This window comes from Rathayibacter sp. AY1C2 (genome assembly GCF_002931195.1).
Lineage (GTDB): Bacteria > Actinomycetota > Actinomycetes > Actinomycetales > Microbacteriaceae > Rathayibacter.
In genome coordinates, this window is record NZ_PSWG01000001.1 from 1 (window position 1) to 20,858 (window position 20,858).

Below are 20,858 nucleotides of genomic sequence, written 5' to 3' on the forward strand. Positions count from 1 at the left end.
GTGGGCGACCTCCCGATGTCGACCCGCCACCCCCTCGCTCTCCCCCCGAGCCGAACGATCGATCCGCGTGCCAGCGGATCGGTCTAGGCGATCGCTCCCCGCTCTGCGAATCGCATCCACGCCGGAAAGCCGACTGCGCCGAGCCCGGCGGGGACGGGCTCGGGGACGAGCACCGCGACCGCGCCGAGCCCGGCGGGGACGGGCTCGGGGACGAGCACCGCGACCGCGCCGAGCCCGGCGGGGACGGGCTCGGTGTGAAACACCCCCGAGCCGAACGATCGATCCGCGTGCCAGCGGATCGATCTAGGCGATCGCTCCCCGCTCTGCGAAACGTGACCACCCTCTCCGGCCGACCGCGCCGAGCCCGGCGGGGACGGGCTCGAAGGAAGATCAGCCGAGGCTCGCGACCCACTCCGAGCTGCCGTCGACGAAGGACTGCTCCTTCCAGATCGGCACCGACGCCTTGATGTCGTCGACCAGTGCCGCGCAGGCTTCGAAGGCCGCCGCGCGGTGGGCCGAGGCCACGGCGCAGGCGAGGGCGAGGTCGCCGACCACGAGGTCGCCGATCCGGTGCACGGCGGCGATGCGGACGTCGGGCCAGCGCTCGGCGATGCGGCGGGCGGAGGCGAGGAGTGCGGCGGGGGCGTCCGGGTGCGCCTCGTAGGACAGCCGGAGCACGCCGCGGCCCTCGTCGTGGTCGCGGACGACGCCCGCGAAGGTCACCACGGCGCCGTGCGTCGGGGAGTCGACCGCCTGCTCGCACTCGTCGACGGTGATGGCCTCGGCCGCGAGCCGGGCGAGGGCGACCGGCTCAGCGGGCATGGTCGCCGCCTCCGAGCTGATCGAGGAGGTGCCCGATCACCGGGTCGAGCACGTCGATCCCGTCGCGGACGCCGCCGGGGGAGCCGGGGAGGTTCACTACGACGGTGCGGCCGCTGACGCCGGCGAGCCCGCGGCTGAGCACGGCGGTCGGGACGTGGGCGGCCCCCTTGGCGCGCACCGCCTCGGCGAGGCCGGGCAGGGGCCTCTCCAGGAGGGGGGCGGTCTGCTCCGGGGTGACGTCGCTCGGGGCGACGCCCGTCCCGCCGGTGGTCACGACCACGTCGACTCCGCTGCCGATCGCGTCGGCGATCGCCTCGCCCACCGCGTCGCCGTCGGCCACGACGACCACCCGGGACTCCCAGCCGCGGGTGGTGAACCAGGCCTCCAGCGCCGGTCCCGTCCGGTCCTCGTACACGCCGGAGGCGGCACGGGTGGAGGCGACGACCGCCACCGCCCGCCGCGTCACGGGGTTCCTCCGCTCGTCCACGAGCCGCTCCTCCCGCCCGCCTTCGCGAGCACACGGATACCGGTGATCGCGGCACCGCGATCGACGGCCTTGATCATGTCGTAGACCGTGAGGGCGGCCACGCTGACCGCGGTCAGCGCCTCCATCTCGACGCCGGTGCGCCCGGTCGTGCGCACGCGCGCCTCGATCCGGACGCGGCCGTCCTGCGGCTCGAGGTCCACGTCGACGCCGTCCAGCGCCAGCGGGTGGCAGAGCGGGATGAGGGTCGAGGTCGCCTTCGCGCCGAGGATCCCGGCGATCCGCGCCACGCCGAGCGCTTCGCCCTTGGGCAGCTCGCCCTGCTCGAGGAGCCGCACCACCTCGGGTGAGGTCTCGACGTAGCCCTCGGCGACGGCGGTGCGCGCCGTGACCTCCTTCGCGCTCACATCGACCATGTGCACGGCTCCGTCGCCGCGCACATGGGTGAGCCGATCGCTCTCAGTCATCGATCCTCCAGATCTCGACCGTGTCGCCGGTCGCTGCGTGGTCCGTCCCGACGGGGACGTGGATGAGCACGGTGGAGCGGGCGTAGGACGCCAGCAGGTGCGAGCCGGGCCCGCCCACCGGGTGCACGAAGCCCTCGTCGTCGAGGACTCCGCGGCGGATCTGGTGCAGGTGCGCGGGCGAGTCGAGCGCCGTGCCGAGGCGCGCACGGAGCCGCGGCCGCTCGGCGGGCGTCCGTCCCGCGAGCGAGCGCAGCACGGGCCGGAGGAACACCTCGAACGAGACCAGGGCGCTCACCGGGTTCCCGGGAAGCGAGACGACCGGCAGGTGCAGCCCCTCGGCCACGCGCACGAGACCGAGGCCCTGCGGGCCGCCCGGCTGCATCTCGACGTGGCCGAACTCCGAGCCCGCCGCGCCGAGCGCGTCGCGGACGACCTCGTAGGCGCCCGCACTGACACCGCCGACCGTGATCACCAGGTCGGCCGCGCCCGCGTGCTCCTCGAGCAGCGCCAGGAGGTCCTCGGCCCGATCGCTCGTGCAGGCGGCGACGACGGGCAGCGCGCCCGCCTCGCGGACGGCCTCGGCCAGCAGGGCGCCGTTCGCGTCGTGGATCTGCGCCTCCTCGAGGACGGCGCCTGCGGGACGGATCTCGTTGCCGGTGGGGACGACGAGCACCCGGAGTCGCGGCAGCACCTCCGCCTCGGTCAGCCCGAGGGAGGCGAGGAGTCCGTAGTGGGCCGCGCGGAGGACAGTGCCGGCCGGGAGGGCGAGCTCGCCGCGGCGGGCGTCGCTGCCCCGGGCTCGGACGAAGGTCGCCGGCACCACCGGGTGCGCGAAGGCGACGCTGCCCTCCGCGGGGAAGCGCGGAGGATCGACGCGCTCGACCGGGACGACGGCGTCGGCCCCCTCCGGCAGCGGCGAGCCGGTCATGATCGGTGTCGCCGTGCCGGGCTCGTGCCGCGGCGCCCGGTCGCCCGCGGGGATCGGCGCCGAGACGGGCAGGGCGACGGGATGCTTCGGCGCCGCCGCGTCGAGGTCGGCCGCCCGCACCGCGAAGCCGTCCATCTGCGAGTTGTCGAAGCGCGGCAGGTCGAGCGGGGAGTCGACGGAGCGGGCGAGGACCCGCCGGTCGTACGCGCCCGGATCGGCGGCGACGGCGGCCGGCTCCAGGCTCAGCGTCTCGCGGGCGCCCCGCGTGGCCAGCGGCGCGAGCAGCGCCCGCACCCGGGCGGCGTGCAGGTCGATCGAGGTCATCGTGTCCTCTCGCGAGCGGCGGAGCCCGACCGGCGGCGGGACCGAGTCCATCTTGCCGGGTCGCGCCCGGTTCCGCGGCGTAGTGTGAGCGGATGAGCACAGCACTGGGGATCCCGGGCTTCCGGCCCCGACAGCGCAGCGCGGTCCTCCCGGCCGACCGCCCCGCCACCCCGCTCCTCCTGGACACCTACGGGCGCGTCGCGGACGATCTGCGGATCTCGCTGACGGACAAGTGCAATCTGCGCTGCACCTATTGCATGCCGGCGGAGGGCCTGCCGTTCCAGCCGCCCGCGTCCCTGCTCAGCCGTGAGGAGATCCTCCGCCTCGCGCGCATCGCCGTGGAGCAGTTCGGCGTCCGCCAGATCCGCTTCACCGGCGGCGAGCCGCTCCTGCGCAAGGACCTCGTCGACATCATCCGCGACGTCGCCTCCCTCGACCCGCGCCCCGAGATCTCGCTCACCACGAACGCGATCGGCCTGTCGGGTCGGGCGGCGGCGCTCGCCGACGCCGGCCTGAACCGCGTCAACGTCTCGCTCGACTCGATCTGCGCCGAGACCTTCGCGAAGGTCACCCGTCGCCCGTTCCTCGACCGCGTGCTCGCGGGCATCGACGCGCTCGGTCCCGCCGGCCTGGACCAGACCAAGATCAACGCGGTGCTCCTGCCCGGGATCAACGACCACGAGGCCCCGGAGCTGCTCGCCTGGGCCCTCGCGGGAGGCCACCAGCTCCGCTTCATCGAGCAGATGGCGCTCGACGCCGACCACGGCTGGGACCGCGCGACCATGATCACCGCCGCGGACATCCGGGCGCTGCTCTCGGAGCGCTTCTCGCTCAGCCCGCACGCGGCCCCCCGCGACGGCGCCCCCGCCGAGCTCTTCGACGTCCGCGAGGCCGGGGGGTCCGAGGTGCTCGGCCAGGTGGGGATCATCGCGTCCGTCACCGAGAACTTCTGCGACGACTGCCGCCGCACCCGGCTCACCGCCGAGGGAGGTGTCCGCAGCTGCCTCTTCTCGAACGAGGAGACGGACCTGCTCGGCCCGATGCGCGCGGGCGCGGACGACCACGAGGTCGCCCAGCTCTGGCGCGGGGCGATGTGGGCCAAGCCCGCGGGACACGAGATGAACAGGGCGGGCTTCGTGCAGCCCGAGCGCACGATGAGCGCGATCGGCGGATGAGCATGCGGGTCCGCTACTTCGCGGCGGCCAAGGCCGCCCTCGGCCGTGGTTCCGACGAGCTCGACGAGGTGCCCGACCTGGGCGCTCTCGAGGAGAGACTCGTCGCCTCCGCGCCCTCGGCCGCCGACGTGCTCGCACGGTGCACCTACCTGGTCGACGGCGTGTCGACCGCGGACAGGGCCACGCCGCTGCGTCCCGATGCCGCGGTCGACGTCCTGCCGCCGTTCGCCGGCGGCTGACCCCGAAGAGCCCTCCGTGACGAGCCGTCCTCGACCGGACCGGTGCGTCCGCTCCGCGCGGTCCGCAGCAGGTGCGTCCGCGCTTCTGGAGGACGCTGCATCCCGAGGACGGACTGGTCCTGTCCCGCCGCACAGGGACCCGCGGGACGCCTCCCTCGGACCCGCGTGCGGCGGGGCAGGACCGGATCAGCGGCCGATCCCGTGCGTCACGGGCACAGGACGTTGGTCATCGTGTCGAGCACGTTGCGGTTCTGCACGTCGAGGAATCCGAACGCCGAGGAGACTCCGGTGGCGACCAGCACGCCGCTGACGAAGGCCCGGCCGTCCCGGGTCACGTAGGCGTCCGGCGCGAAGATGGTGGCGTCGGAGGGCACACCGGAGGCGACGCGGATCTGCGGCTGCGTCCTGTCCGCGAACGCGCCGTACCGGACGAGAGCGCCGTTCTGGATCACGTCCACGACGTCACGGTTCTGTCGATCGCGGTAGGCGTCGGCACTGGTCACCCCGGTGGCGACCAGGATGCTGCTGTTGAAGAGGCGCCCGTCCGGCGTCAGGTGGTACGAGGGCGCCAAGGCCGTCGATCCTGCCGGAACGTTCCTGGCGTAGACCTGGTTCTTCGTGGAGGAGATGTAGCGGACGAGCTCCGAGCCGACGATCACGTCGATGACGTCGTTGTTGCTCTGGTCGCGGAAGGAGTCCGCGCTCGTCACTCCGGTGGTCACGAGGGCTCCGCCGGCGCGCCGCAGCTCGCCGTTCGGTGTGACGTAGAAGGCGGGCGCATGGACCGTCGATCCGGCCGGCACGCCGCTCCCGAGGGCCTTCGGCGCGGCGTCTCCGGTGACGAAGCGGTAGAAGACGCCGTCGACCACGAAGTCGGCGACGTCGCGGTTCTGCTCGTCGCGGAAGCCCTGGACGCTGGTGACGCCGCGCGCGATCCGCCCCCCGCCGTGGTAGAGCTCGCCCGACTCCGTCAGGTAGTACCGGGGTCCGACGGTCTTGGCTCCCGAGGGCACGTTGCCGTTCGACTCCGTCGTCGTCCGTCCGCCGTCGGTGACGTACCGGACGGCGGTCCCCGTGGTCGCGGTGGTGCTCGCGGTCGCCGTCGCGCCCGCGGCGCCGGAGACGGCGGAGAGGGTGATGCCGTTCTGCGCCACGTTCCCGGCCGTGACCGGGATGCTCACGCGTCCGTCCGCGCCGGTCGTCGCCCTGACGGTCTGCGCGCCGCCGCTGGTCAGGCCGGCGGGGAGAGTGATGGTGACCGTGTCGCCGGCAGCGGGAGCGCCGTTGGTCGTGGCGAGGACGGAGACCGTTCTCGTGGTGCAGGCGGGGAAGGAGTACGCCGGGGCGTCGAAGGCGAGGGTGAGGCCGGTGGACGCGGCGGCCGCGGGGGTCGCGACCGCCGCGGCGACGACGGGGACGGACCAGGCCGCACCCGACATGATCGTCCGCCGGGCGGGCCCCCCGCGGGTCGAGTCGATCCGCGGTGGGAGGGAGCGCGAGTGCGCTGCCATCGGGTCCAGGGCGTTGGTGTCCGTCATGGTGTTCCTTTTCTTTCTTTCGTGCGAGGGGTGGTGGACGCGCCGATCCTGCCGAACGTCCGGCCTCCGGTCGACGCGGAACGGGCCGCGACGAGGTTCCATGCCCGACCGTGGACGTTCCGTCGCGCCGCCGGACCGGGGGAGCCGCTCAGGCCGCCTCCTCGCCGGGAGCCCGTCCGGCGCGGGGGACGCGGCGGCCCACGTCAGCTCGCGTCGTCGATCCGGCGGAGGGTCCGCTGCATGTGGATCCGCGAGCTGAAGCCGGCCGACCGCGCCACGCTGTCCAGGTCCGTCGCCGCCCGTGGGCCGAGCTCGTCGAGGAGGCGCTGCGCCTCCAAGGCCCGTGCGCGCTCGATCCGCTGACGAGGGGTGGTGCCGGCGGCCGAGAACGCCCGGTGCAGGTGGCTGACCGACACGCCGAGGCGCTCCGCCAGCGTCTCCACAGTGAAGGAGCGGTCGCGGTAGTGCCGCTCGATCAGGCGCGTGCCGTTCGCGTACACGGCGGCGGGGGACCGGTCCTCCCGGTCGGGGGAGGGCAGCAGCGCCGAGAAGGCCGAGGCCAGGAGGTGCTCGCTCGCGATCTCGAAGTGCTCGAAGGCCGCGTCCGAGGGCTCGACCCCGAAAGTGAGGACGGTGTTCGCCGCACCGGTGAGTGCGCGCCAGTAGGCCTCGGGGAGGGCGAGGACCCGGTCCGTGAGCGAGGCGAACTCGCTCGCGCGGAGCACCGAGGGGCGCAGCTGCCACTCGAAGCGCGCCCACGGACTGACCGCCGCCGCGTACTGCACCGTCGAGGCGCGGGTCACGAGAGCGCTGCCGGCCGGGAGCCGGTGGTCGCGGCCCCGGGCGGAGAGGCGGCCGGTCCCGTCGAGGCTGAAGAGCACGCGGAGCCTCCCGGGATGGGGGAGGACCTCGAACTCCCCGGTCTGCAGCCAGGCGCGGCTGAGGCTGAGGCGCGGCGAGACGATCGCGTCGCAGACGGCACCTCGCGGCAGGGGGCGCCGCGGAATCCAGCCGAGCCGACGCAGCCGCCTCTCGGCGGGACTCCAGACCTCGGGCATCACGCCTCCGCGCCGGGGCCGAGCGGGTCGGGAGGATCGAGCAGCGCCGCCTGCCGCGCGGAGTGCGGTGAAGGCGTCGGCATGGGTGCTCTCCTCGGAACGGTGGCCGCGAGCACGCCACCGCCGATCAGCTTCGGACACTGCTCCGCCCTGATCCGCGGAGAAGGACGGATCCTCTCCGCTGCGAGCACCGAACATCCCGGGTCGCCGATCGGCAGGGCGCTGGGTGCGCCTCACCCCTCCCGTTCCACGGCGCACGCGGCCGCGGGGCGGGTCACCGCTCCCGCCACGACGCCATCCCGCCGTCGAGCGAGTCGGACGCCACGCCCGCCGCCGCCGCGCGCTCCGCCGCGAGACGCGACCGGACCCCGGAGGCGCAGTGCAGCACGAGCGGACCGGCCGGCAGAGCGGCGGGGTCGAAGCGCGACATCGGCATCCGCACGGCACCGGGCACCGCGACGGACCGGTCCTCGTCGTCCTCGCGGAGGTCGACGACGGTCGGGGGCGTCGGCCCGGCCAGCCGCTCCCGCAGCTCGGCCGCCGTGATCGAGCCCGCCGCGGCCCGCCGCTCCGGGACCGGCGGCACCCGCCGCTCGAGAGGGAGCTCGGCCCAGGAGGAGTCGAGAGCGTCGTGCACGAGCACGCGACCGAACAGCGGCTCGCCCGCCCCGGTCACGAGCTTGACGACCTCGGCCGCCATGGCCGAGCCGATCAGCGCGCAGAGCGCGCCCAGCACGCCCACCGTCGAGCAGCTGTCGCCCGCGTCCTCGGCCTCGGGGTGCAGCGCGCGCAGGGTCACCCCTCCGCCCGGGGCGCCGGCCCAGAAGGTCGAGAGCTGCCCGTCGAAGCCGAGTGCCGATCCCCACACGTGCGGGATCCCGGCGCGCGTCGTCGCGTCCGAGGCGAGGTAGCGCGCGCCGAAGGTGTCGAAGCCGTCGACCACGACGTCCCAGCCCGCCACCAGGGCGTCGACGTTGGCCGAGGTCAGCGACACCGGGAAGGCCCGGGCGTCGATGCCGGGGGAGAGCCGCCGCGCGGTCGCCGCCGCCGACTCCGCCTTCGACCGGCCCACCGAGGAGTCGTCGTGCGCCGTCTGCCGCGCCAGGTTCGAGAGCTCGACGACATCGCCGTCCACAATGCCGAGCCGCCCGATCCCGGCCGCGGCGAGCGCCGTGATCACCGGCGAGCCGATGCCGCCCGCGCCGAGGATCAGCACGCGCGCGTTCCGGAGGCGCCGCTGTCCGAGCTCCCCGAGGGGCGCCAGGCGGATCTGCCGGGCGAACCGCTCGCGCTCGGCGGCGGTCAGCGGCGGTCCGGGCTCGACGAGCGGGGTCATGGGAGCTCCTTCCTCCACTGGCCCTCGTGGGCGACGGGGGTGAAGCCGACGGCCTCGTTCACAGCGAGCATCGGTCGGTTCTCCTCGGCGTTCCAGGTGTAGACGGCCCGGCAGTCCGGGGCGGTCCCCACCGCATCGCCGATCGCGGTCAGGGCGAGGAAGTCGCTCCAGCCGTGGGCGCCCACGGCCTCGGGGATCGCGAGCTCGCGGATCCGGAGCGCCGGGTCGGAGGTGCGGTTCACCACCCCAGTGTGCACGTCCCGGCGCCCGCGGCGGCCTCCTGCGCCTGTTCCGGTGCGGGATCGCGGCGGTCCGTCGGCCGGTCGGGGCTCCGCCTCCCGGCCCGGCCGCGGCCGTCGGCTACCGTGGAGGCGTTGTGGACGGGAGCGAGGCGGCCGGGTGTACCTGAAGAGCCTGACCCTCAAGGGGTTCAAGTCCTTCGCTCAGCCGACCACGTTCGCCTTCGAGCCGGGGGTCACCTGCGTCGTCGGCCCCAACGGCTCGGGCAAGAGCAACGTCGTCGACGCGCTCGCCTGGGTGATGGGGGAGCAGGGGGCGAAGACGCTCCGCGGCGGCAAGATGGAGGACGTCATCTTCGCGGGCACCTCCACCCGCGGACCCCTCGGCCGCGCCGAGGTCGCGCTCACCATCGACAACTCGGACGGCGCCCTGCCGATCGAGTACACCGAGGTGACGATCACCCGGACCCTCTTCCGCAACGGCGGCAGCGAGTACGCGATCAACGGACGCGGCTGCCGGCTGCTCGACGTGCAGGAGCTGCTGAGCGACTCCGGTCTCGGGCGCGAGATGCACGTCATCGTGGGGCAGGGACAGCTCGACGCCGTGCTGCACGCGACCCCCGAGGAGCGGCGCGGGTTCATCGAGGAGGCCGCCGGGATCCTCAAGCACCGCCGCCGCAAGGAGAAGACGCTCCGCAAGCTCGAGGCGATGCAGGCGAACCTGACCCGCCTCTCCGACCTCGCGGGCGAGATCCGGCGCCAGCTCAAGCCCCTCGGGCGCCAGGCCGAGGTCGCACGGCAGGCGCAGACGATCGCCGCCGTGGTGCGCGACGCCCGGGCGCGCCTGCTCGCCGACGACGTGGTCGCGCTCCGGACCGCTTTGGACGGCTTCGCCCGCACCGAGAGCGAGCGGCACAGCGAGCGGGTGGTCCTGCAGCAGCGGCTCGAGCAGGCGACGCTCCGGCGAGCGCGGATCGAGGCGGAGGTGGTCGGCGACGCGGTCGACGACGCCCGGCGCACCTCGTTCGAGCTGGAGTCGGTGCAGGAGCGGCTGCGCAACCTCTCGGCCCTCGCCGGGCAGCGGCTCGCGATGCTCGAGCTCGAGTCCGAGCAGCCGCAGATCCAGCCGCGCGTGACGCCGGGGCAGGTGGAGGAGGCGCGGGTCGAGCTCGAGCGCCTGCGGCAGGCCGTCCTCGACGCGGAGTCGGCGTGGGTCCAGGCGCAGCGCACGACCGTCGCCGCCCGCTCCGCCCTCGACGCGGTCGACGCGGAGATCGCCGCGCAGGCGGCCCTCGTCTCGCGCTACGACCTCGAGCTCTCCACCCTCTCGGGGCAGGCCGACACCGCCGCCTCCCGTCTCGCGTCCGTCCGGGGCGAGGTCCTGCGCGCGCAGAACACCCTCGACGCGGCCGACCGGCGGAAGGAGGCGGCGCGGCGGGCGCTCGACGCTCTGGAGGCCGAGCTGGACGACGCGGGCCGCGGCCCCGACGGCGGCCTCGACGAGGGCTACGAGCTCGCCCAGTCCGCGGTCTCGGCCGCCGAGGGCGGGATCGAGCGGCTGCGCGAGGAGCTGCACGCCCTAGAGCGCGAGCGCGAGGCGCTGGCCGCCCGCACGGGTGCCCTGTCGCTGGCCCTCGACGTCTCGGACGGCTCGGCCGAGCTGATCGCCGCCCGGATCGAGGGGGTGCGCGGCCGGGTCGCCGAGCGGATCCAGGTGCGGCCGGGCTGCGAGGCCGCGATCGCCGCCGCCCTCGGCGCGGTCGCCGACGCCGTGCTGGTCGAGTCGACCGCCCGGGCCGACGCGGCACTGGACGCCGCGCTGGAGCGCGACCTCGGACGCGTCGAGCTGCTGGTCGCCGACGCCGCCCGGCCGCACGTCGCTCTCACCGTTCCCGAGGGGGCGGAACGCGCGGGCGACCTCGTCACGGCGCCGGCCGGGGTCCTCTCGCTCCTCGAGCGCGTGCTCGTGGTCGAGGACCTCGCCGCGGCGCGGCGCCTGAGGGAGCGCATCGATCCGGGCACCGTCCTGGTCACCCGCGACGGCGCGACCGTCTCCGACGCCGTGCAGAGCGCCGGCTCCGGCGGGCAGCGCAGCCGGATCGAGCTCGTCTCCGAGCGCGACTCGGCCGCCGCCCGGCTGGAGGAGGTCGAGGGCGGGATCGACCGGCTCCGCTTCGAGCTCGCCGAGCAGACCGGTGCGCTCCGCGGCGCGAAGGAGCAGGCCGCGAGCGCGCTCTCGGCCCTCCGCGAGCACGACGCCGCCCGTGCCGCCCACACCGAGCGGCTCGGCGGCGTGCGCGCCCAGCTCGAGGCGGCCACCGCCGAGCACGGCCGGGGCTCGAGGGCGCTGGCCGTCGCCTCGGACCGGGTCGGCGACGCCGAGCGCGCGGCCCAGGAGGCGAGGTCGGCGCTCGACGCCGCGCGCGCCCGGCCTCGGCCGGTGCTCGACGCGAGCGCCCGCGACGGTCTGCAGCGCGACGTCGACACCGCACGCGAGCGCGAGATCGAGGCGCGGCTCGGCGTCGAGACCGCCAAGGAGCGGGTGCGGGCGGAGCAGTCCCGCGGGGAGGCGCTCGCCCGCCAGCTGGCCGCCGACCGCGCCGCCGCTGACGAGGCCGCGCGCCGCGCCGTGATCCGCCGTCGCCAGCGCGACGCGGCGGCCGAGGTGACCGCCGCGCTCCCCGCCGTCCTCGCCTCCGTCGACCGCTCCGTCCAGCAGGCCCGGGCCGAGCTCGTCGCGGCCGAGTCGGCGCGCTCGCAGCAGAACGCCGAGCTGCAGGGGCTCCGCCGCGAGGAGGGGAGCGTGCGCGACCGGCTCCAGTCCGTCACCGAGAGCGTGCACGGCCTCGAGCTGCAGATCTACGAGAAGAGGCTGCAGCTCACCGGTCTGCTCGAGCGCGCCGCGTCCGAGCTCGGGCTCACCGAGGACGTGCTGGTGGAGGAGTACGGTCCCGGAGTCGGCGTCCCCGACGAGACGGACGTGGAGCAGGAGCCGCGGCCCTACGGCCGCGAGGAGCAGCGCCGCCGCCTCGAGAAGGCCGAGAAGCAGCTCGGGCAGCTGGGCCGCGTCAATCCGCTCGCGCTGGAGGAGTTCGCCGCGCTGGAGCAGCGGCACGCGTTCCTGACCGAGCAGCTGGCCGACCTCACCGGGACCCGGCGCGACCTGCTCACCATCATCGAGGAGCTCGACGAGACGATGCAGACCGTGTTCGCCTCCGCGTTCGACGACACGCAGGCGGCGTTCGCGGACGTGTTCCCCGTCCTCTTCCCCGGCGGCACCGGCAGCATCCGGCTGACCGACCCGGAGAACCTGCTCACCACCGGCATCGAGGTCGCGGTGCGGCCGGCCGGCAAGAAGATCGAGCGGCTGTCGCTCCTCTCCGGAGGGGAGCGCTCGCTCGCGGCCGTGGCGTTCATGGTCGCCATCTTCAAGTCGCGGCCGAGCCCCTTCTACATCATGGACGAGGTGGAGGCCGCCCTCGACGACGCGAATCTCGGCCGACTGCTCAGCATCTTCGAGGACCTGCGCACCTCGAGCCAGCTGATCGTCATCACCCACCAGAAGCGGACCATGGAGATCGCGGACGCCCTCTACGGCGTCTCGATGCGGCAGGACGGCGTCTCGGCCGTCGTCGGCCAGCGCGTCGCCGCGCCCCCGGCCTGAACCCGCCTCCCCGACCGCTCGGAGGCGCGCCCGCCGGTAGCCTGGACCCATGGCAGAACGCACCTCCTGGTCGCTCGGCCGCGCACTGCGCGGCCTGTTCGAGAAGCGCACGATCGACGACCAGACCTGGGACGACCTCGAGACGGCGCTGATCACCGCCGACTTCGGCCCCGACATCACCGAGGAGATCGTCGACGACCTCCGCGCCAAGGTCGCCCGCTACTCCACCACCGACCCGCGCGACCTGCAGCGGATGCTCCGCGAGTCCCTCGAGGAGCGCCTGTCGAAGTACGACACCACCCTCAAGCTCAGCGAGCGCCCCGCCGTGATCCTCGTGGTCGGCGTGAACGGCGTCGGCAAGACCACGACCATCGGCAAGTTCGCCAAGTTCCTCCGCAACTACGGCCGGAGCGTCGTGGTCGGCGCGGCCGACACCTTCCGCGCGGCGGCGGTCGACCAGCTCGCCACCTGGGCGCAGCGCGCCGACGCCCAGATCGTCCGCCCTCAGCAGGAGCGCCAGGATCCGGCGTCCGTCGCCTTCCAGACCGTGCAGTTCGCGAAGGACACCGGCGTCGAGATGGTCATCATCGACACGGCCGGCCGCCTGCACACCAAGGGCGGGCTGATGGACGAGCTCACGAAGATCAAGCGCGTCATCGAGAAGCAGGCCCCGATCTCCGAGATCCTGCTCGTGCTCGACGCGACGACCGGTCAGAACGGGCTGAGCCAGGCCGAGGCGTTCATCGAGCACGCGGGCGTCACCGGCCTGGTCATCACCAAGCTCGACGGCTCCGCGAAGGGCGGCTTCGTCCTCGCGGTCCAGGAGCGCACCGGCATCCCGATCAAGCTCGTCGGCCAGGGCGAGGGCATCGGCGACCTCACCGGCTTCACCCCCCACGTCTTCGCCCAGCAGCTCGTCAGCTGAGCGGCCCCGCCCGGGACGACGCGCCGGCGCCGTCCCGGTGGCGGGCTACACGGCCTGCGAGAAGCCCAGCGCCGCGTCGGCGAGGTGGCGCAGGTGCTCCGGGACCGGCAGCCCCTTCGACTCCATCGAGCGCGCCCAGAGCCGGCCGGCCCGGTAGGAGGAGCGGACCAGGGGCCCGGCGAGGACGCCGAGGAAGCCGATGTCCTCGGCCTCCTCCTTGATCGCCACGAACTCCTCCGGGTGCACCCAGCGGTCCACCGGCAGATGCCGCGGCGTCGGGCGGAGGTACTGCGTGATGGTCACGATGTCGGTGCCGGCGTCGTAGAGGTCCTGCAGCGCCTGCGAGATCTCCTCCCGCTCCTCGCCCATGCCGAGAATGAGGTTCGACTTCGTGATCAGCCCCGCCTCCCGGCCCTGGGTGAGCACGTCGAGCGAGCGCTCGTAGCGGAAGGCCGGCCGGATGCGCTTGAAGATCCGCGGCACCGTCTCGACGTTGTGGGCGAACACCTCCGGCTCCGCGTCGAACACCCGCTGCAGGTGCTCGGCGCGGCCGGTGAAGTCCGGGACCAGGATCTCGACCCCCGTGCCCGGAGCCTGGGCGTGGATCTGGCGGATGGTCTCGGCGTAGAGCCAGGAGCCCTCGTCGGGCAGGTCGTCGCGGGCGACTCCGGTGACGGTCGCGTAGCGGAGGTTCATCCGCGCCACGGACTCGCCGACGCGCCGGGGCTCGTCCGCGTCGTAGTCCGCGGGCTTCCCGGTGTCGATCTGGCAGAAGTCGCAGCGGCGGGTGCACTGGGCGCCCCCGATGAGGAAGGTCGCCTCTCGGTCCTCCCAGCACTCGAAGATGTTGGGGCAGCCCGCCTCCTGGCAGACGGTGTGCAGCTCCTCGCTCTTCACCAGCGACTGCAGCTGCCGGTACTCCGGGCCCATCGAGGCCTTCGTTCGGATCCACTCGGGCTTGCGCTCGATCGGCGTCTCGGCGTTGCGGATCTCCAGCCGCAGCAGCTTGCGGCCGCCGGCCTCGGCGCTCACGCGGCGACCTCCTCGATGCGGGCGGAGAAGGCGGGGGCCGCCTCCGAGAAGCGCGCCGCCACCCGCGCCCGCACCGCCTCCATGGGCGGAGCTTCGCCGCGCTCGCGCTCGAGCGTGGTCACTCCGGCGTCGGCGATGCCGCAGGCGACGATGCGGGCGTAGGGCTCGAGGCTGTTCGAGACGTTGAGGGCGAATCCGTGCATCGTCACGCCCGAGGCGACGCGGATGCCGATCGCGGCGATCTTGTCGGCGCCGCCGTCCCTCGGGATCCACACTCCCGAGCGCCCGTCGACGCGCCGCCCCTGCACGCCCAGGTCGTCGAGAGCGGCGATCAGCGCGCCCTCCAGCGAGCGGACGTAGGCGACCACGTCGACGGGCTCGCCGAGCCGCACGATCGGGTAGCCGACGAGCTGCCCCGGGCCGTGCCAGGTGATCCGCCCTCCGCGGTCGACGTCGACCACGGGCGAGCCGTCGACCGGGCGCTCGTGCGCCTCGGTGCGCTTGCCTGCGGTGTAGACGGAGGAGTGCTCGCAGAGCACGAGGGTGTCCGGCCTCGAGCCCGCCACCACCTCGGCGTGCAGGCGGCGCTGCAGCTCCCAGCCGTCGGCGTAGTCCAGGGGTTCCGCGGAGTCGCCCGCCACCAGTGTCTCGATCACCGGGCCACCCTAGCCCTGTTCTTGGACCCGGACCAGTTAATCCGCTCCGCGGTGATCGCGCCGATCGCGAGCCGATCGGCGGCCCCGCCCGCCGACCCTCCGGGCCTCCGGTAGAATTCCGGGCATCATGGCTACTTTCGGCACCCTCTCCGATCGACTCGTCGAGACCTTCAAGAACCTCCGCACGAAGGGCAAGCTCTCCGCGTCGGACGTCGACGGCACCGTCCGCGAGATCCGGCGGGCCCTCCTCGACGCCGACGTGGCGCTGGAGGTCGTGAAGGAGTTCACCGGCAAGGTGCGCGAGCGCGCCCTCGGCGACGAGGTCAACAAGGCGCTCAACCCAGCCCAGCAGGTCGTCCAGATCGTCAACGAGGAGCTCGTCGCGATCCTCGGCGGACAGTCGCGCCGGCTCGAGTTCGCCAAGCGCCCGCCGACCGTCATCATGCTCGCCGGCCTCCAGGGCGCGGGTAAGACGACCCTCGCGGGCAAGCTCGGCAAGTACCTCGGCAAGGACGGCCACACCCCGCTGCTCGTCGCGGCCGACCTCCAGCGCCCCAACGCCGTGCAGCAGCTGCAGGTCGTCGGCGAGCAGGCCGGAGTAGCGGTCTACGCGCCGGAGCCGGGCAACGGCGTCGGCAACCCGGTCAAGGTCGCCCAGAACGCGATCCGCTTCGCGACCGACAAGCAGTACGACACGGTCATCATCGACACGGCCGGACGCCTCGGCGTCGACGCCGACATGATGAAGCAGGCCGCGGACATCCGCCGCGTCACGAACCCCGACGAGGTCCTGTTCGTCATCGACGCGATGATCGGCCAGGACGCGGTCGCGACCGCCAAGGCCTTCCAGGAGGGCGTCGACTTCACCGGCGTCGTCCTCTCCAAGCTCGACGGCGACGCCCGCGGAGGCGCGGCGCTCTCGGTCGCCTCGCTCACCGGCCGCCCGATCCTCTTCGCCTCCACGGGCGAGTCGCTCGACGACTTCGAGCAGTTCCACCCCGACCGCATGGCGAGCCGCATCCTCGACCTCGGCGACGTGCTGACCCTCATCGAGCAGGCCCAGTCCGCGTTCGACGAGGACGAGGCGCGCAAGATCGCCGAGAAGATCATGGGGGACACGTTCACCCTCGACGACTTCCTCGGCCAGATGCAGCAGCTGCGCAACATGGGCTCGATCAAGAAGATGATCGGCATGCTGCCCGGCGCGAAGGGCATGCGCGAGCAGCTCGACCAGTTCGACGAGCGCGAGATCGTGCGCACCGAGGCGATCATCCAGTCGATGACGAAGGCGGAGCGGGTCAACCCGAAGCTGCTCAACGGCTCACGGCGCCTGCGCATCGCCCGCGGCTCCGGCATGACGGTCACGGACGTCAACCAGCTCGTCCAGCGCTTCGAGCAGGCCGCCAAGATGATGAAGACGGTCGCCAAGGGCGGCATGCCCTCGGTCCCCGGGATGGGCCCCGTGCCCGGCGCCGGCTACCAGGGCCGCCCGAAGCCGCAGAAGAAGAAGAGCAGCAAGTCCGGCAACCCCGCCAAGCGCGCGGCCGAGAACGCGGCGATCACCTCCGGGCCCCGCCCGGGCGACGCGGGCGGCTCCGGCTTCGGCCTGGGCGGCGGCGCCGGCAAGGGCGCCCAGCCCACGCCGGAGGAGCTCGAGCAGCTGCAGAAGCTCCTCGGGCGATGAGGCGGGTCGCGGCCGGACGCGCGGGCGGGATCCTCGTCCTCGCGGCCGTGCTCGGGCTCACCGGCTGCGCCGAGGGCTCCGGGGTCGACGTGATGACGGCGCCCTCCCCGGAGGACCTGGTCGGCCGCTGGGTGACGGGCGTCTCCTACGACGCGCCCGACGTGCCGTTCCTCCTGATCGCGGAGGACGGGACCTGGACGGGCTCCGACGGCTGCAACGGCGCGCAGGGCGAGTGGTCGATCGACCAGGAGGGCGCCCTCACTGTCTCGGCCGGGCCGAGCACGCTGATCGCCTGCGACGGCGTCGCACTGCCGATGATCTTCTCGGAGGCGGCGATGGCCTCGATCGACGGCGGACGGCTCCGCCTGTTCGACGACGAGGGGGCCACCGTCGTCAAGCTCGCCCGCTCCACGAGCGACGAGGCGCCCTCGGCGTCGCCGGACCCGGCGGGGGAGTAGCGCGCCGTCCCTCCGGGGGCCGCAGCGGGGATCCCCGTGAGGCGCACCGCTCGCTAGCGTGAGGGCATGACAACCGCACACGCGCGCCCCGTCCGCATCGGCGTCCAGATCGCACCGCAGCACGTCCCCTACGAGGTCATCCGCGACACGCTCGCCGAGCTCGAGGACCTCGGCGTCGACATCGCCTTCAACTGGGACCACTTCTTCCCGCTCTCGGGAGAGCCGAACGGCCTGCACTTCGAGGGCTGGAGCATGCTCGCGGCCTGGGCCGAGCAGACCAGCCGCATCGAGTTCGGCCCGCTGGTCACCTGCAACAGCTACCGGAACCCCGACCTCCTCGCCGACATGGCGCGCACGGTCGACCACATCAGCGCCAAGGGCGCCGAGGGCCGTCTGATCTTCGGCATCGGCTCGGGCTGGTTCGAGCGCGACTACGAGGAGTACGGCTACGAGTTCGGCACTCCCGGCTCCCGCCTCGACGAGCTCTCCGAGGCGATGCCGCGCATCCGCAGCCGGTGGTCGATGCTCAACCCGGCGCCCACCCGCGACATCCCGGTGATGATCGGCGGCGGCGGCGAGAAGAAGACGCTGCGGATCGTCGCCGAGCACGCCGACATCTGGCACAGCTTCTCGGACGTCCCGACGCTCGAGCGCAAGCTCGGCGTGCTCTCGGAGTGGTGCAGCCGCGTCGACCGCGACCCGGCGGCGATCGAGATCTCGACCGGCGCGAGCGTGCGCGGCGGTGTCGGCGACGCCTCCTTCGACGTGCTCGACCAGCAGTACGACCTGGGCGCCCGCCTGTTCACGCTCGGCATCACCGGTCCGGACATCGACCTCGCTCCCGTGCGCGACCTGCTCGGCTGGCGCGACGGCCGGAACAGCACCGCGCGCTGACCCGGCGGGGCGCCGTCAGGGCGGCGCCCCGCGTCGGAGTCAGGCCGGCGGCGCGTCCGTCGCCTTCTGGCCGGTCGGCACCGCCCGGGCGAGGCCGGACTTCTCGGCCGCCACCTCGAACGCGTCGGCCAGGGCGCGCTGGCCCTCGACGGTGGGATGCACGCCGTCCTCGCCGAGCAGCCCGTCCTCGCGGAGGGGGTCCGGGTACTCGAGCGCACCGCCGCCGGCGGCCGTCACGGCCTCGACCAGCGCCGCGTCGTACTCGTCGAGATCGGAGGGGCGCGGGTCGGGGCCCCACACCGAGTCGAGCGCGATGAGCCGGGCCGAGGGCGAGGCGGACACGATCGCGTCCACCGCCGGCCCGATCGCGGCGTCCACGTCCTCCGGATCCCAGCCCAGGTCGTTGCTGCTGGCGATCAGCACGATCGCATCGGGCCGGGTGTCGGCGATCTCCTGCGCGCGGTCGCCGATCGCGACGCCGCAGTCGCCCGGCTCGATGAAGCCGCCGCCGTCGCAGCCCAGGTTCGTGACCTCCCAGCCGAGGTCGTCGCCGACGAGAGCGGGCCAGGCCTGCTCCGGGTCGACCGTCAGACCGCGCACGATGCTGTCGCCGACGATCGTCACCCGGGAGCCGGCGGGAAGAGAGCCGCCGATCGAGAGCGGCAGCGGATCGGCGGTGACGGTCGGGAAGGAAGTGGCGGTGCCGGCGGGGGACGCGGTCGCCGGGCCGGTCGTCGTCGAGGACGAGCAGCCGGCGAGGCCGAGGGCCAGCGCGCCGATCGCGGCTGCGGCGAGGAGGACGGGACGCGTCATGAGCGGGGATCCTGGAGCCCGTCGCGCAACTCGCCCGCGAGCGCCCGGACCACCGCCTTGAGGTCGCCGTCGTTCGCCGCCGCCGTCCGCAGCTGGCGCTGGTAGCTCGCTCCCGCGACCAGGATCAGCTCGACGTCGCCGAGCTCCTTCACGCAGTCGAGACGCTCGGCGACCGGTGCGAGGGTGACGAGCAGGTCGCGGATGTCGTCGGTGACCAGCCGCTCCGCTCCAGCGGCGTCGAGGATGATCTCGGCGTCGAGTCCGTAGCGGGCCGCGCGCCACTTGTTCTCGCGCACGTACCAGGGCTGCATCGTCGGAAGGTCCTCGCCCGCGTCCAGCCGCGACGAGAGGTGCTCGACGAGGCACTGGATCAGCGCGGCGACTGCTCCGATCTCCTCCGCGGAGGAGAGGCCGTCGCACGCGCGCATCTCGAGAGTGCCCCACTGCGGCGAGGGGCGGATGTCCCAGCGGACCTCCGTGTGGTCGTCGATGACGCCGGTGCGCATCATGTCGTCGACGTACTCCTCGTAGTTCGCCCAGGCACCGAACTGCGGAGGCAGGCCCGCCGTCGGCAGCTGCTGGAACATCAGCGCGCGGTTCGAGGCGTAGCCCGTGTCGACCCCGCCCCAGAACGGGCTCGACGCCGAGAGCGCCTGCAGGTGCGGGTAGTAGTCGAGCAGGGAGTTGAGGATCGGCAGCACCTTGTCGCGGTGCTCGATGCCGACGTGCACGTGAATGCCCCAGATCATCATGTTCCGGCCCCACCACTGGGTCCGGTCGATGAGGCGGTGGTACCGCTCCTTGTCCGTGATGGCCTGGTCGAACCACTGCGCGAACGGGTGCGTGCCCGAGCACACGAGGTCGAGTCCCATGGGGTCGGTGATCTCGCGCACCTGCCGCAGCTGATCCTGCAGGTCGGCGACCGCGTCGCGGACGGAGGTGTGCACGCCGGAGACCAGCTCGACCGTGTTGCGCAGGAGCTCGCCGGTGATGTGCGGGTGCGGGGCGCCGTCGTCGCTGCGGAGCGCCTCCAGCACCACATCGGCGACGTTGGCGAGATCGCCCGTCTGCCGGTCGACGATCGCGACCTCCCACTCGATCCCGAGCGTGGAGCGGTCTGATGCGGCGAAGCTGATCTCCATGGCGTGGTCCTCATCGGATCCGGGCGTCCGCCGATCGGGACGCGCCTCGCCATCCTGCCACCTGCGGCCGGGGCGGACGCCGAGCCCCGGCGGAGGCCTTCCCGGTCCCGCGCGGCCCGCTCCCGCGAGGGTGCCGCTGGGCGGCGGCGTGCCGGGCCCGCACCGGGGCGGTTTTTCTGGCAGAATGATCCGTCGGGTCCGAGGCGGTCGACCCTCTACTCACCGCCGACGAAACCCCCTCGAGCTTCCGCCGGGTGTGCCCCCACGCTCACGGCTCAGTTCATCCATCATCGACCGGACACCGGTCAACGACCACACAGGAGAATTGTGGCTGTCAAGATTCGTCTGAAGCGCCTCGGCAAGATCCGGGCGCCCTACTACCGCATCGTCGTCGCCGACTCGCGCACCAAGCGCGACGGCCGCGTGATCGAGGAGATCGGCAAGTACCACCCGACCGAGCAGCCCTCGTTCATCCAGGTCGACTCGGAGCGCGCGCAGTACTGGCTCGGAGTCGGCGCGCAGCCGACCGAGCAGGTCGCCGCGATCCTCAAGCTGACCGGCGACTGGGGCCGCTTCAAGGGCGACGCCGACGCCGTCAGCACCGTCCAGGTGAAGGAGCCCAAGGCTCCGTTCGTCGTCGACGCGAAGAAGAAGCCCGTCCTCAAGCCGAAGTCCGAGGCTCCGGCCAAGGCCGCCCCGGTCGAGGACACCGCCGACGAGACCTCCACCGAGGCGTAGTCAGTGCTCGCTCCCGCCGTCGAACACCTCGTCAAGGGGATCGTCGAGAACCCCGATGAGGTCAGTGTCGTGGCCACGAGCTCCCCGCGCGGAGAGGTCCTCGAGGTGCGCGTGCACCCCGAGGACCTCGGCCGCGTGATCGGACGCTCCGGTCGCACCGCCAAGGCCGTCCGCACTCTCGTCGCCGCGCTCGCCGACGGGCGCCGCGTGCGCGTCGACGTCGTCGACACCGACAAGTAGAG

Annotated in this window: 22 protein-coding genes; 9 read left to right on the forward strand and 13 right to left on the reverse strand. The window is 73.5% G+C overall.

From position 1 onward, the window contains the following. Positions 1-83 precede the first annotated feature (83 nt). The 5 genes from C5C55_RS00005 to glp form a co-directional block, all read right to left on the reverse strand. The gene (locus C5C55_RS00005) at positions 84-263 is read right to left on the reverse strand and encodes a hypothetical protein (protein ID WP_104232480.1); all 180 of its coding nucleotides are present in this window, start codon (positions 261-263) and stop codon (positions 84-86) included. A gap of 127 nt (positions 264-390) precedes the next feature. Beyond that, positions 391-822: a molybdenum cofactor biosynthesis protein MoaE gene (locus C5C55_RS00010; protein WP_104232481.1), complete on the reverse strand. Its 432-nt coding sequence runs from the start codon at positions 820-822 to the stop codon at positions 391-393. Continuing rightward, the gene (locus C5C55_RS00015; RefSeq protein ID WP_244229433.1) at positions 812-1,309 is read right to left on the reverse strand and encodes a molybdenum cofactor biosynthesis protein B; all 498 of its coding nucleotides are present in this window, start codon (positions 1,307-1,309) and stop codon (positions 812-814) included. The genes C5C55_RS00010 and C5C55_RS00015 overlap by 11 nt, the downstream gene beginning before the upstream one ends. Further along, positions 1,285-1,773: a cyclic pyranopterin monophosphate synthase MoaC gene (gene moaC, locus C5C55_RS00020; protein WP_104232482.1), complete on the reverse strand. Its 489-nt coding sequence runs from the start codon at positions 1,771-1,773 to the stop codon at positions 1,285-1,287. Before moaC ends, C5C55_RS00015 begins: the two co-directional genes overlap by 25 nt. Next, positions 1,766-3,025: a gephyrin-like molybdotransferase Glp gene (glp, locus tag C5C55_RS00025; RefSeq protein ID WP_104232670.1), complete on the reverse strand. Its 1,260-nt coding sequence runs from the start codon at positions 3,023-3,025 to the stop codon at positions 1,766-1,768. Before glp ends, moaC begins: the two co-directional genes overlap by 8 nt. A gap of 92 nt (positions 3,026-3,117) precedes the next feature. Here glp and moaA point away from each other — a divergent pair, with 92 nt between their 5' ends. Both moaA and C5C55_RS00035 read left to right on the forward strand, forming a co-directional pair. Next, the gene (gene moaA, locus C5C55_RS00030) at positions 3,118-4,200 is read left to right on the forward strand and encodes a GTP 3',8-cyclase MoaA (RefSeq protein ID WP_104226889.1); all 1,083 of its coding nucleotides are present in this window, start codon (positions 3,118-3,120) and stop codon (positions 4,198-4,200) included. After that, positions 4,197-4,439 carry a MoaD/ThiS family protein gene (locus C5C55_RS00035; protein WP_104223924.1) on the forward strand — a complete coding sequence of 81 codons (243 nt, stop codon included), beginning with the start codon at positions 4,197-4,199 and terminating at the stop codon, positions 4,437-4,439. The genes moaA and C5C55_RS00035 overlap by 4 nt, the downstream gene beginning before the upstream one ends. A 206-nt stretch (positions 4,440-4,645) precedes the next feature. Here the strand turns inward: C5C55_RS00035 and C5C55_RS00040 are convergent, their stop codons facing one another. The 4 genes from C5C55_RS00040 to C5C55_RS16930 all read right to left on the reverse strand — a co-directional run bounded on the left by C5C55_RS00040 (position 4,646) and on the right by C5C55_RS16930 (position 8,613). Beyond that, positions 4,646-5,977 carry a hypothetical protein gene (locus C5C55_RS00040; RefSeq protein WP_104232483.1) on the reverse strand — a complete coding sequence of 444 codons (1,332 nt, stop codon included), beginning with the start codon at positions 5,975-5,977 and terminating at the stop codon, positions 4,646-4,648. Between the two features lie 203 nt (positions 5,978-6,180). Next, a complete protein-coding gene (locus C5C55_RS00045; RefSeq protein ID WP_258072471.1) occupies positions 6,181-7,035 on the reverse strand; it encodes an AraC family transcriptional regulator in 855 nt (284 codons plus the stop codon). Positions 7,036-7,309: 274 nt separating this feature from the next. Beyond that, positions 7,310-8,371: a ThiF family adenylyltransferase gene (locus tag C5C55_RS00050; RefSeq protein ID WP_104232484.1), complete on the reverse strand. Its 1,062-nt coding sequence runs from the start codon at positions 8,369-8,371 to the stop codon at positions 7,310-7,312. Then, positions 8,368-8,613, reverse strand: a complete 246-nt coding sequence (locus tag C5C55_RS16930) for a hypothetical protein (protein WP_146080865.1) — start codon at positions 8,611-8,613, stop codon at positions 8,368-8,370. The genes C5C55_RS00050 and C5C55_RS16930 overlap by 4 nt, the downstream gene beginning before the upstream one ends. A gap of 157 nt (positions 8,614-8,770) precedes the next feature. Here C5C55_RS16930 and smc point away from each other — a divergent pair, with 157 nt between their 5' ends. Both smc and ftsY read left to right on the forward strand, forming a co-directional pair. Further along, a complete protein-coding gene (gene smc, locus C5C55_RS00060) occupies positions 8,771-12,274 on the forward strand; it encodes a chromosome segregation protein SMC (protein WP_104232486.1) in 3,504 nt (1,167 codons plus the stop codon). Positions 12,275-12,323: 49 nt separating this feature from the next. Next, positions 12,324-13,199, forward strand: a complete 876-nt coding sequence (gene ftsY, locus C5C55_RS00065; RefSeq protein WP_104223920.1) for a signal recognition particle-docking protein FtsY — start codon at positions 12,324-12,326, stop codon at positions 13,197-13,199. Between the two features lie 45 nt (positions 13,200-13,244). Here ftsY and lipA read toward each other — a convergent pair whose 3' ends face one another. Further along, entirely contained in the window at positions 13,245-14,231 is a 987-nt protein-coding gene (gene lipA, locus C5C55_RS00070) for a lipoyl synthase (protein ID WP_104226884.1), read from the reverse strand. Beyond that, positions 14,228-14,887 (reverse strand): lipoyl(octanoyl) transferase LipB, encoded by a 660-nt coding sequence (gene lipB / locus C5C55_RS00075; protein WP_104232487.1) that lies wholly within the window; start codon positions 14,885-14,887, stop codon positions 14,228-14,230. The genes lipA and lipB overlap by 4 nt, the downstream gene beginning before the upstream one ends. Positions 14,888-15,014: 127 nt before the next feature. On the opposite strand from lipB, the gene ffh reads away from it, so the two are divergent. The 3 genes from ffh (at position 15,015) to C5C55_RS00090 (ending at position 17,923) form a co-directional block, all read left to right on the forward strand. Next, positions 15,015-16,571, forward strand: coding sequence for a signal recognition particle protein (ffh, locus tag C5C55_RS00080; protein ID WP_104226882.1), 1,557 nt, complete (start codon positions 15,015-15,017; stop codon positions 16,569-16,571). Further along, positions 16,568-17,029 carry an META domain-containing protein gene (locus tag C5C55_RS00085; RefSeq protein WP_104232488.1) on the forward strand — a complete coding sequence of 154 codons (462 nt, stop codon included), beginning with the start codon at positions 16,568-16,570 and terminating at the stop codon, positions 17,027-17,029. Before ffh ends, C5C55_RS00085 begins: the two co-directional genes overlap by 4 nt. 66 nt (positions 17,030-17,095) lie before the next feature. Then, a complete protein-coding gene (locus C5C55_RS00090) occupies positions 17,096-17,923 on the forward strand; it encodes an LLM class F420-dependent oxidoreductase (RefSeq protein ID WP_104232489.1) in 828 nt (275 codons plus the stop codon). Positions 17,924-17,962: 39 nt separating this feature from the next. On the opposite strand, the gene C5C55_RS00095 is transcribed toward C5C55_RS00090, so the two are convergent. After that, positions 17,963-18,736: an SGNH/GDSL hydrolase family protein gene (locus C5C55_RS00095; RefSeq protein ID WP_104232490.1), complete on the reverse strand. Its 774-nt coding sequence runs from the start codon at positions 18,734-18,736 to the stop codon at positions 17,963-17,965. Beyond that, a complete protein-coding gene (locus C5C55_RS00100; RefSeq protein WP_104223913.1) occupies positions 18,733-19,878 on the reverse strand; it encodes a glutamate--cysteine ligase in 1,146 nt (381 codons plus the stop codon). Before C5C55_RS00100 ends, C5C55_RS00095 begins: the two co-directional genes overlap by 4 nt. Positions 19,879-20,205: 327 nt before the next feature. On the opposite strand from C5C55_RS00100, the gene rpsP reads away from it, so the two are divergent. Together rpsP and C5C55_RS00110 are read left to right on the forward strand one after the other, a co-directional pair. After that, positions 20,206-20,616, forward strand: a complete 411-nt coding sequence (rpsP, locus tag C5C55_RS00105) for a 30S ribosomal protein S16 (RefSeq protein ID WP_104223912.1) — start codon at positions 20,206-20,208, stop codon at positions 20,614-20,616. Positions 20,617-20,619: 3 nt separating this feature from the next. Beyond that, positions 20,620-20,856 carry an RNA-binding protein gene (locus C5C55_RS00110; RefSeq protein WP_068210678.1) on the forward strand — a complete coding sequence of 79 codons (237 nt, stop codon included), beginning with the start codon at positions 20,620-20,622 and terminating at the stop codon, positions 20,854-20,856. Positions 20,857-20,858 lie beyond the last annotated feature (2 nt).

Excerpts from the sequence above, each read along its gene's own strand:
- C5C55_RS00100 (WP_104223913.1), bottom strand. The coding sequence starts at position 19,878 with ATGGAGATCAGCTTCGCCGCATCAGACCGCTCCACGCTCGGGATCGAG.
- C5C55_RS00045 (WP_258072471.1), bottom strand. The coding sequence starts at position 7,035 with ATGCCCGAGGTCTGGAGTCCCGCCGAGAGGCGGCTGCGTCGGCTCGGC.
- C5C55_RS00035 (WP_104223924.1), top strand. The coding sequence starts at position 4,197 with ATGAGCATGCGGGTCCGCTACTTCGCGGCGGCCAAGGCCGCCCTCGGC.
- C5C55_RS00050 (WP_104232484.1), bottom strand. The coding sequence starts at position 8,371 with ATGACCCCGCTCGTCGAGCCCGGACCGCCGCTGACCGCCGCCGAGCGC.
- C5C55_RS00085 (WP_104232488.1), top strand. The coding sequence starts at position 16,568 with ATGAGGCGGGTCGCGGCCGGACGCGCGGGCGGGATCCTCGTCCTCGCG.
- C5C55_RS00095 (WP_104232490.1), bottom strand. The coding sequence starts at position 18,736 with ATGACGCGTCCCGTCCTCCTCGCCGCAGCCGCGATCGGCGCGCTGGCC.
- moaA (WP_104226889.1), top strand. The coding sequence starts at position 3,118 with ATGAGCACAGCACTGGGGATCCCGGGCTTCCGGCCCCGACAGCGCAGC.
- C5C55_RS00090 (WP_104232489.1), top strand. The coding sequence starts at position 17,096 with ATGACAACCGCACACGCGCGCCCCGTCCGCATCGGCGTCCAGATCGCA.
- ftsY (WP_104223920.1), top strand. The coding sequence starts at position 12,324 with ATGGCAGAACGCACCTCCTGGTCGCTCGGCCGCGCACTGCGCGGCCTG.
- C5C55_RS00010 (WP_104232481.1), bottom strand. The coding sequence starts at position 822 with ATGCCCGCTGAGCCGGTCGCCCTCGCCCGGCTCGCGGCCGAGGCCATC.
- ffh (WP_104226882.1), top strand. The coding sequence starts at position 15,015 with ATGGCTACTTTCGGCACCCTCTCCGATCGACTCGTCGAGACCTTCAAG.
- moaC (WP_104232482.1), bottom strand. The coding sequence starts at position 1,773 with ATGACTGAGAGCGATCGGCTCACCCATGTGCGCGGCGACGGAGCCGTG.
- glp (WP_104232670.1), bottom strand. The coding sequence starts at position 3,025 with ATGACCTCGATCGACCTGCACGCCGCCCGGGTGCGGGCGCTGCTCGCG.
- C5C55_RS00040 (WP_104232483.1), bottom strand. The coding sequence starts at position 5,977 with ATGACGGACACCAACGCCCTGGACCCGATGGCAGCGCACTCGCGCTCC.